This is a genomic window from Mesorhizobium sp. M7D.F.Ca.US.004.03.1.1, from assembly GCF_003998635.1.
GTDB lineage: Bacteria > Pseudomonadota > Alphaproteobacteria > Rhizobiales > Rhizobiaceae > Mesorhizobium > Mesorhizobium loti.
In genome coordinates this window covers 1-9,173 of the sequence record NZ_RZQG01000164.1, presented here as the reverse complement: position 1 = coordinate 9,173, position 9,173 = coordinate 1, and the positions used below count along the sequence as shown (strand labels likewise).

General features: G+C 63.9%; 8 protein-coding genes and 2 pseudogenes. 9 read left to right on the top strand and 1 reads right to left on the bottom strand.

The window, feature by feature from the left end; translation table 11 throughout:
* The 8 genes and pseudogenes from EN935_RS12345 to EN935_RS12310 form a co-directional block, all read left to right on the top strand.
* Positions 1 to 553 (top strand): annotated as a pseudogene (locus tag EN935_RS12345) (primosomal protein N'); the annotation flags it as partial.
* A 48-nt stretch (positions 554 to 601) separates the two neighbouring features.
* Positions 602 to 1,297, top strand: coding sequence for an aspartate/glutamate racemase family protein (locus EN935_RS12340; RefSeq protein WP_127264507.1), 696 nt, complete (start codon positions 602 to 604; stop codon positions 1,295 to 1,297).
* 95 nt (positions 1,298 to 1,392) lie between these two features.
* Positions 1,393 to 1,788 carry a DUF4345 family protein gene (locus EN935_RS12335; RefSeq protein WP_109664413.1) on the top strand — a complete coding sequence of 132 codons (396 nt, stop codon included), beginning with the start codon at positions 1,393 to 1,395 and terminating at the stop codon, positions 1,786 to 1,788.
* 246 nt (positions 1,789 to 2,034) lie between these two features.
* Positions 2,035 to 2,595: a F0F1 ATP synthase subunit delta gene (locus tag EN935_RS12330; RefSeq protein WP_127373345.1), complete on the top strand. Its 561-nt coding sequence runs from the start codon at positions 2,035 to 2,037 to the stop codon at positions 2,593 to 2,595.
* Entirely contained in the window at positions 2,595 to 4,124 is a 1,530-nt protein-coding gene (atpA, locus tag EN935_RS12325) for a F0F1 ATP synthase subunit alpha (RefSeq protein ID WP_109664421.1), read from the top strand. The genes EN935_RS12330 and atpA overlap by 1 nt, the downstream gene beginning before the upstream one ends.
* 31 nt (positions 4,125 to 4,155) lie before the next feature.
* Positions 4,156 to 5,040, top strand: a complete 885-nt coding sequence (locus EN935_RS12320) for a F0F1 ATP synthase subunit gamma (RefSeq protein ID WP_109664425.1) — start codon at positions 4,156 to 4,158, stop codon at positions 5,038 to 5,040.
* 70 nt (positions 5,041 to 5,110) lie between these two features.
* Positions 5,111 to 6,703 carry a F0F1 ATP synthase subunit beta gene (atpD, locus tag EN935_RS12315; protein WP_164757715.1) on the top strand — a complete coding sequence of 531 codons (1,593 nt, stop codon included), beginning with the start codon at positions 5,111 to 5,113 and terminating at the stop codon, positions 6,701 to 6,703.
* Between the two features lie 61 nt (positions 6,704 to 6,764).
* Entirely contained in the window at positions 6,765 to 7,172 is a 408-nt protein-coding gene (locus EN935_RS12310) for a F0F1 ATP synthase subunit epsilon (RefSeq protein ID WP_010912151.1), read from the top strand.
* A gap of 143 nt (positions 7,173 to 7,315) precedes the next feature.
* Here EN935_RS12310 and EN935_RS12305 read toward each other — a convergent pair whose 3' ends face one another.
* On the bottom strand, positions 7,316 to 8,824 hold the full coding sequence (locus EN935_RS12305) for a mannitol dehydrogenase family protein (RefSeq protein WP_206532388.1): 1,509 nt from the start codon (positions 8,822 to 8,824) through the stop codon (positions 7,316 to 7,318).
* A gap of 175 nt (positions 8,825 to 8,999) precedes the next feature.
* Here EN935_RS12305 and EN935_RS41990 point away from each other — a divergent pair.
* Positions 9,000 to 9,173 (top strand): annotated as a pseudogene (locus EN935_RS41990) (glucuronate isomerase); the annotation flags it as partial.

Below are 9,173 nucleotides of genomic sequence, written 5' to 3'. Positions count from 1 at the left end.
GGGCCACAACTTTCCCAACATGACCCTGGTCGGCGTCGTCGATGCCGATCTCGGTCTTGCCAATGGCGATCCGCGTGCCGCCGAGCGCACCTTCCAGCTGCTCAGCCAGGTCACTGGCCGTGCCGGCCGCACCGGCAAGAAGAGCCTTGGCCTTTTGCAGACTTTCCAGCCGGATCATCCGGTGATGCGGGCGATCATCTCCGGCGATTCGGAGGCCTTTTACGAGCGCGAGATTGCCGAGCGCGAACGGGCGGCGTTGCCGCCCTTCGGCCGGCTGGCAGGCGTCATCGTCAGCGCGGTGACGCGAGCGGAAGCCGAGGGCCATGCACGCGGCCTGCGCCGCGCCGCGCCCGAGGCGACGGACCTGTTCGTACTAGGGCCGGCCGAGGCGCCGCTGTCCCTGCTCGGCGGCCGTCATCGTTTCCGCCTGCTGATCCAGGGCGAACGGCGCGCCGACATGCAAGGGTTTATTCGCGCGATGCTGGCCAATGGGCCGAAACAGCGCGGCTCGGTCAGGGTGCAGGTCGACATCGACCCACAGAGCTTTTTGTAAGGTTGCGCTTTCGGCGAGAGACTGCCTCCAGCGAGGAATGGAAATCATATGAAAACCCTTGGCCTTCTGGGCGGCATGAGCTGGGAATCGACCGCCATCTACTATCGGCTGCTCAACGAGATCGTACGCGAGCGGCTGGGCGGCTTGCATTCGGCGAGGCTTCTGCTGTGGTCCTTCGACTTCGCTGAGATCGCCGAGCGGCAGCATCACGGCGACTGGGACGGCGCGGGCGTGCTTCTCGTAGAGTCGGCGCGCAAGCTTGAAGCCGGCGGCGCGGAAGGTCTGCTTTTGTGCACCAACACCATGCATAAACTGGCCGACCAGGTGCAGGCGTCGGTGTCGATCCCGCTGATCCATATCGCCGATGCCACCGCGGTGGCGGTCAAGCGCGCCGGCATGCGGCGCCCGGCGCTGCTGGCGACGCGCTTCACCATGGAGCAGGATTTCTACAAGGGCCGGCTCGCCGACAAATACGGTCTGCGGCCGGTCATACCCGATGCCGCCGGGCGCGACATGGTTCACCATGTCATCTACGACGAGCTGTGCCAGGGGATCGTGGCAGAAGCGTCCAAGGCCGCCTATATCGCCGAGACCGAACGCCTACGCCGCGAAGAGGCGGCCGATAGCGTCATCATGGGTTGCACCGAGATCACCATGCTCATCGGCCAACAGGATTTCGACATTCCCGTGTTCGACACGACACGCATTCATGCCGAGGCGGCGGTCGAATTCGCGCTTAGCTGATGCGCTTTTCCTAAAGTGCCTGATGCCATCTGGCGCGGGTTCTTTCCTTCGCTAGAATGCCCGGAATTTCAAAACAGGCATTTCGAGGGGACAAGATGGATTTTGCGCTTCCGTGGCCGACGAGCCAGGGCGAATGGCTGGCGTGGTCGAGCGCCGTCGTCACCGTGCTGCTCGGGCTTTTGTTCTTTCTGGCGCCGAGCCTCGCCTTCCGTGCCTTACGCTTGCAGGTCAAGCCCGAGAAGGCTGCGGCGATCGCCGAGGGACGCGGCAGGATGTCGGGCTTCTATCTCGGCGTCGGTCTGTGCTGCATCCTCTTGGCACAGCCGCTGATCTACATGGCGCTCGGCTTCTCCTGGCTGTTCACCGCCTTCGGCCGGCTGCTGTCGATGATGTCGGATGGCGCCAACACGCCTTTCAATTGGGTTTCCATTGTGGTGGAATTGGTGCTGGCGGCATTGCCGCTCGCCTTTGCCTTCGGCTTTCTGCCTTGAATCGTTGGGTATTCCGCGATGGAAGACGGGTGACTTTCGACGGATGCGACAATAGTGCCTGAAAACCATGCGGAACGACGCATTGCGGTCTTAAAATGCCTGTGCTAGACGGCAATCGACTTTCGGCCGGGGATAGCGGAAGCCGCGCCTCCGTGCTCGAAAAAATGCAGTAAGGTCAAAGATTTAGCCAGAGTTTTTGCTCGCGCCAACAATCTGCGGCCTGTCAGACAAGAGAAAAGACGGTCCGTGGCTCAATCGTCATCGCCAATCTCAGGTGTCGCAGAACGCTATGCGGGTTCGCTGTTCGAACTCGCCCTGCAGGCAAATTCCGTGGCCAAGGTCGAAGCCGACCTCAACAGTTTCGAAGCGATGCTCGCGGGCAGCGCCGATCTCACCCGGCTGATCAACAGCCCGGTTTTCTCCAGCGAGGACCAGGCCACGGCCATCGCGGCGATCGCCGACAAGGCCGGGATCACCGGCCTCACCGGCAATTTCCTGCGCGTCGTCGCCCGCAACCGCCGCCTGTTCGCCATTCCCGGCATGATCAGGGCATTCCGCCAGATCGCCGCCGAACATCGTGGCGAGACCGCTGCTGAAGTGACGTCGGCGCACGAGCTGACCGCTGCCCAGCAGACCGAACTCAAGGCGGCGCTGAAGAGCGTTGCCGGCAAGGACGTGGCCATCTCCGTCACCGTCGATCCGTCGCTGCTCGGCGGGCTGGTGGTCAAGATGGGCTCGCGCCAGATCGATACGTCGCTCAAAACCAAACTCAATTCGCTCAAGCTTGCACTGAAAGAGGTCGGCTGATGGACATCCGCGCCGCGGAAATTTCCGCAATTCTGAAAGACCAGATCAAGAATTTCGGCAAGGAGGCCGAGGTCTCCGAAGTCGGACAGGTGCTGTCTGTCGGTGACGGTATCGCCCGTGTCTATGGCCTCGACAATGTCCAGGCCGGCGAGATGGTCGAATTCCCCGGCGGCATCCGCGGCATGGCGCTCAACCTCGAAGCCGACAATGTCGGCGTCGTCATCTTCGGCGCCGACCGCGACATCAAGGAAGGCGACATCGTCAAGCGCACCGGCGCCATCGTCGATGTCCCCGTCGGCCCCGGCCTGCTCGGCCGCGTCGTCGACGCGCTCGGCAATCCGATCGACGGCAAGGGTCCGATCAAGGCGATCGAACGCAAGCGCGTCGACGTCAAGGCGCCCGGCATCATCCCGCGCAAGTCGGTGAATGAGCCGATGTCGACCGGCCTCAAGGCCATCGATGCGCTGATCCCGGTCGGCCGCGGCCAGCGCGAGCTGGTCATCGGCGATCGCCAGACCGGCAAGACCGCCATCATCCTCGACACGATGCTCAACCAGAAGTCGGTGCACGACAACGGCCCCGAGAAGGAAAAGCTCTACTGCGTCTACGTCGCCGTCGGCCAGAAGCGCTCGACCGTCGCGCAGTTCGTCAAGGTGCTGGAAGAGCGCGGCGCGCTCGAATACTCGATCATCGTCGCCGCCACCGCTTCCGACCCGGCGCCGATGCAGTTCCTGGCACCATTCGCCGGCGCCACCATGGGCGAATATTTCCGCGACAATGGCATGCACGCGCTGATCAGCTACGACGATCTGTCGAAGCAGGCCGTCGCCTATCGCCAGATGTCGCTGCTGCTGCGCCGTCCGCCGGGCCGCGAAGCCTATCCGGGCGACGTCTTCTATCTGCACTCGCGCCTGCTTGAGCGCGCCGCCAAGCTCAACGACGATCTGGGCGGTGGTTCGCTGACCGCCCTGCCGATCATCGAGACGCAGGCCAACGACGTGTCGGCCTACATCCCGACCAACGTGATCTCGATCACCGACGGCCAGATCTTCCTCGAAACCAACCTGTTCTTCCAGGGCATCCGTCCTGCGGTGAACGTCGGCCTGTCGGTCAGCCGCGTCGGCTCGGCCGCGCAGATCAAGGCGATGAAGCAGGTTGCCGGCTCGATCAAGGGCGAGCTCGCGCAGTACCGCGAAATGGCGGCCTTCGCGCAGTTCGGCTCGGATCTCGACGCCGCCACGCAGCGCCTGCTCAACCGCGGATCGCGCCTGACCGAACTCCTGAAGCAGCCGCAGTTCTCGCCGCTGAAGACGGAAGAGCAGGTCGCGGTGATCTTTGCCGGCGTCAACGGCTATCTCGACAAGCTGCCGGTCAACCAGGTCGGCAAGTTCGAGCATGGCCTGCTCAGCCACATGCGCTCGGCCGGCAAGGACGTTCTCGACGCCATCCGCAAGGAAAAGGCGCTGTCGGACGATCTGCGCGCCAAGCTGAAGGCCGAGATCGACGCTTTCGCCAAGACCTTCGCCTGAGCGAATTGCAAGACGGGATCAGGTTTGAAGCATGCCTTCATTAAAAGACCTTCGTAACCGTATCGCCTCGGTCAAGGCGACGCAGAAGATCACCAAGGCGATGCAGATGGTCGCCGCGGCGAAGCTGCGCCGTGCGCAAGAGGCCGCGGAAGCGGCGCGCCCCTATTCGGAGCGCATGGGTTCCGTGCTGGCCAACATCACCCAGGCAATCGGCGGCGGCGGCGATGCCCCGGCGCTGATGACCGGCACCGGCAAGGATGACGTGCATCTGCTCGTCGTCTGCACCGCCGAGCGCGGCCTGTGCGGCGGCTTCAATTCGCAGATCGCCCGCCTTGCCCGCGACCATATCCGCAGGCTTTTGGCCGACGGCAAGCAGGTCAAGATCATCTGCGTCGGCAAGAAGGGTTTCGATATCCTGCGCCGCGACTATGCTTCGATGATCATCGACCGTGTCGACCTGCGCGAGGTCAAGACGCTGCGTTTCGTCAATGCCGATGCGATCGCCAAGAAGGTCATCCACCTCTTCAACGAGGGCGGCTTCGACATCTGCACGCTGTTCTATTCGCAGTTCAAGTCGGTGATCAGCCAGATCCCGACCGCGCAGCAGATCATCCCGGCAGGCGTTGCTTCGGCCCCGGCCGAGGCGATCGATGGCGGCAATGCCGTCTACGAATACGAGCCGGAACCGGGCGAAATCCTCTCCGACCTCATTCCGCGCAACATCTCGGTGCAGGTTTTCCGGGCGCTGCTCGAAAACGCGGCCGGCGAAATGGGCGCCAAGATGAGCGCCATGGACAATGCGACGCGCAACGCCGGCGAGATGATCAACAAGTTGTCGATCACTTATAACCGCCAGCGGCAGGCGCAGATCACCAAGGAACTGATCGAAATCATTTCGGGCGCCGAGGCGCTCTAGGCGCGGTTCGCGGGTTATCGACCCGCGACCGGACCGCGTGAGAAACAAAGGACGAAAAAGGGTAAAGACGATGGCGAAAGCAGCGACCCCCAAGACGGCAGCCCCCAAGGCCGCAGCCGCGAAGACCGCAGCCCCCGCGAAGGCGGCAAAGGCTCCAGTAGCAGCCGCGAAGGCGGCCCCGGCCAAGGCGCCAGCACCTGCGAAGGTCGCAGCTGCCAAGACATCGGCAGTGGCCAGCAAGGCAACCGGCGTTGTCGGCAAGGTCCGCCAGGTCATCGGCGCCGTCGTCGACGTGCAGTTCGGCGATCACCTGCCGGCGATCCTGAACGCGCTCGAGACGACCAATGTCGGCAACCGCCTCGTGCTCGAAGTCGCCCAGCATCTGGGTGAAAACACCGTGCGCTGCATCGCCATGGACTCGACCGAAGGTCTGGTTCGCGGCCAGGAAGTGCGTGACACCGGCGCGCCGATCACCGTGCCGGTCGGTCCGGGCATGCTCGGCCGCATCATCAACGTCATCGGCGAGCCCGTCGACGAAGAAGGCCCGGTCGACGCGACTGAAATGCGCTCTATCCACCAGCCGGCTCCGACCTATGTCGAGCAGTCGACGGAAGCACAGATCCTGATCACCGGCATCAAGGTGCTCGACCTGCTGGCTCCCTACGCCAAGGGCGGCAAGATCGGCCTGTTCGGCGGCGCCGGCGTCGGCAAGACCGTGCTAATCCAGGAACTGATCAACAACATCGCCAAGGCGCATGGCGGCTACTCGGTGTTCGCCGGCGTCGGCGAGCGTACCCGCGAGGGCAACGATCTCTATCACGAGTTCATCGAATCCGGCGTCAACAAGAAGGGCGGCGGCGAAGGCTCCAAGGCCGCACTCGTCTATGGCCAGATGAACGAGCCGCCGGGCGCGCGCGCCCGCGTCGGCCTGACCGGCCTGACGGTTGCGGAATATTTCCGCGACCAGGGCCAGGACGTGCTGTTCTTCGTCGACAACATCTTCCGCTTCACGCAGGCGGGTTCGGAAGTGTCGGCTCTGCTCGGCCGTATCCCGTCGGCCGTGGGCTATCAGCCGACGCTCGCCACCGACATGGGCGCGCTGCAGGAACGCATCACCACCACCACCAAGGGCTCGATCACGTCCGTGCAGGCCATCTATGTGCCCGCCGACGACTTGACCGATCCGGCGCCGGCGACCTCGTTCGCCCACCTTGACGCGACGACGACGCTCAACCGCGCCATCGCCGAAAAGGGCATCTATCCGGCCGTCGATCCGCTGGACTCGACCTCGCGCATGCTCGACCCGCTGGTCGTCGGCGACGAGCACTACGGCGTCGCCCGCCAGGTGCAGTCGATCCTCCAGCGCTACAAGTCGCTGCAGGACATCATCGCCATCCTGGGCATGGACGAGCTGTCGGAAGAGGACAAGCAGACCGTCGCCCGCGCCCGCAAGATCGAGCGCTTCCTGTCGCAGCCGTTCTTCGTCGCCGAAGTGTTCACCGGCGCGCCGGGCAAGCTGGTCGACCTCGCCGACACCATCAAGGGCTTCAAGGGCCTCTGCAACGGCGACTACGACCACCTTCCGGAAGCTGCCTTCTACATGGTCGGCGGCATCGAGGAAGCAGTCGAGAAGGCCCAGCGCCTGGCGGCCGAAGCGGCTTAATTTCTCATTCGGCAGCGCGGGTCAGCCGCGCTGTCTTCGATCCAAGCGTTTGTGAGACACCATGGCTGAAGCTTTCAAGTTCGAACTGGTCTCGCCGGAGCGTCTGCTTGTTTCCGAGCAGGTCGAATCCGTCGTCATTCCGGGCGCCGAAGGCGAGATGACGGTGATGGCGCATCACGCTCCGGTCATGACCACGATCAAGCCGGGCGTCGTTACGGTGAAGACCGCGTCGGGTGGCGAAGAGCGCTATGTGGTGTTCGGCGGCTTCGCCGACATCGTTCCGGCCGGCTGCACGCTGCTGGCGGAATCGGCTGTGGCGGTGAAAGATGTTGACCGCGCCGATCTCGCGCGCCGCATCCAGGAAGCCAAGGAAGATGCCGCCGACGCCAAGGACGACCAGGCCCGTAGCAAGGCGGAACAGTTCCTTAGCCAGCTCACCACGCTCGAAGGCGCTATCCTGCCGGCGTAAGGGGCGGCTGTCTCCTCATCATCCGGGTAGAGCGAAAGCGGAGCGCAGTAGCGCAAAGGGGCGTTCTGTAGCGATCCTTCGCGCCCCCCTCTGTCCTGCCACCGTCAACGGTCTGCGCCCCATCACAACCGTCAAGTCATAGCTCAGGATTGCTCGCTTCGTATGCCGAGTGCGGCGAGGGCAAGGGCCGGCCCGCCCTGCTTGAGATGGACGAGATGGGTGGCCACGAACTCGACCAGCGTCTGACGCCCGGTGTGGTCCTTGGTGAAGCCGGCGAGGTCGAACACAGCCGTCACCATCTCTTCCGTAGGCAGGCTTCGTTCAAAAAGCGCTGCCAATGGTACATCGAGCGGATCGGTGAAATGGCGTTCCGGCAAGGTCTTGCCGCGTGCCTCGCAAGCCGCGATCCAGGCAGCGATCACCAGCGTCAGGTGTTCGGGCACAGCCCCGGCTTCGATACACTCCAAGGCGGAAGCGACGATGCGCTGCGGCAGTTTCTGGCTGCCGTCATTAGCGATCTGCGCCGTGCGGTGGGCAAGTGCTGTGTTGGAAAAACGCTCTGCGAGTTCCGCAGTATAGGCGCTCGTGTCCAATCCGGCATCCTCGGGCAGGGTCAGGATAGCTTCGGCCCACAATGCATCAACGAACTGCCGGATCGCCGGGTCGGAGAAGGCACGGTCGACGGTGGCGTGGCCGCTGAGCAGGCCGAGATAGGCGATGGCCGAATGCGAGCCGTTGAGCAACCTGAGCTTCATGTCCTCGAAGGGGCCGACATCGCTAACCATGGTGACGCCGAAGTCTTCCCAGGCCGGACGGCCGCCGGGGAAATTGTCTTCGACCACCCATTGGCAGAACGGTTCGGTCATCACGGGCCAGGCGTCCTCGACGCCGAGTTCTTCTGCGATCCGCGCCCGGTCGGCATCGGTGGTTGCCGGCACGATGCGGTCGACCATGCTTGAGGGAAAGGCGACCTGATGGGCGATGTGGTCGGCGATTCCAGCGTCGCCCTTCACGCCAAGCCTGGCGTCGCGCAATTCGGCGAATTCGGTCAGTAGCCGGTGCAGCGTGGCGCCATTGGCGGGCAGGTTGTCGCAACACAGGACAGTGAAGGGTGGCGTGCCGGCGGCGCGTCGCCGGGCAAGCGCCTCGGCCAGGAAACCATGCGCCGTCCTCGGCATTTCCCGGTTTGCCAGATCGTGGACGATGTCGGGATGAGCAGTGTCCAATCCGCCGCCCGCTGCTCTCAGATAGGCCTTTTCGGTGATGGTCAGCGTGACGATGCGGGTGCGCGGATCGGTCAGCACGGCCAGCACCGCGTCCGGATCCTCCGGCGCCACCAGCATCGCGCCGATCGAGCCGATGACCTGAAGTTTTTCGATTCCACTGCTTCTGATCGCCAGTGTGTAGAGCCCATCTTGCGGCGTGAGCGCGTCGCGCGTGTCGGCGCTGCGCAGCGAAACGCCTGTTATGCCCCAGCCTGTCTCGCCTGCCGCCAGGCAGTCGTCGACGTAGGCTGCCTGGTGAGCGCGATGGAAGGCGCCGACGCCGAGATGCACGATGCCCGGGACGACCTTGCTGCGGTCATATCCGGGGATTGTCACCCGCTCGGGCAGTGAGTGTAGCGAGGCGTCGGACAAATGGCTGCTGGTCATCATATCACAGGGCGGATGGTTTTGGACGGGGCTGCATGACGGTGTCCCGAGCGTTGATGACAAGCGGCGTAACACCTGTTTCCGCTTGCCGCAAGGATGCCTGTTTGTGAGCCCACGTTGACATCGCTTTTGCCCGAACGTACCGATGTTCAACCTGGAAGGAGCCGCCTTTCCCATGGTCGCGCTGACCGATCCGGACCTGCTGTTTCCGCCCGAAGCGCAGTCGCGCTCGCTTGCCCGCGACCTCTACGCCGGCGTCAAAAACCTGCCGATCGTCAGCCCGCACGGTCACACCGATCCGCGCTGGTATGCGCTGAACGAGCCGTTCCCGGATCCGGCGCAATTGCTT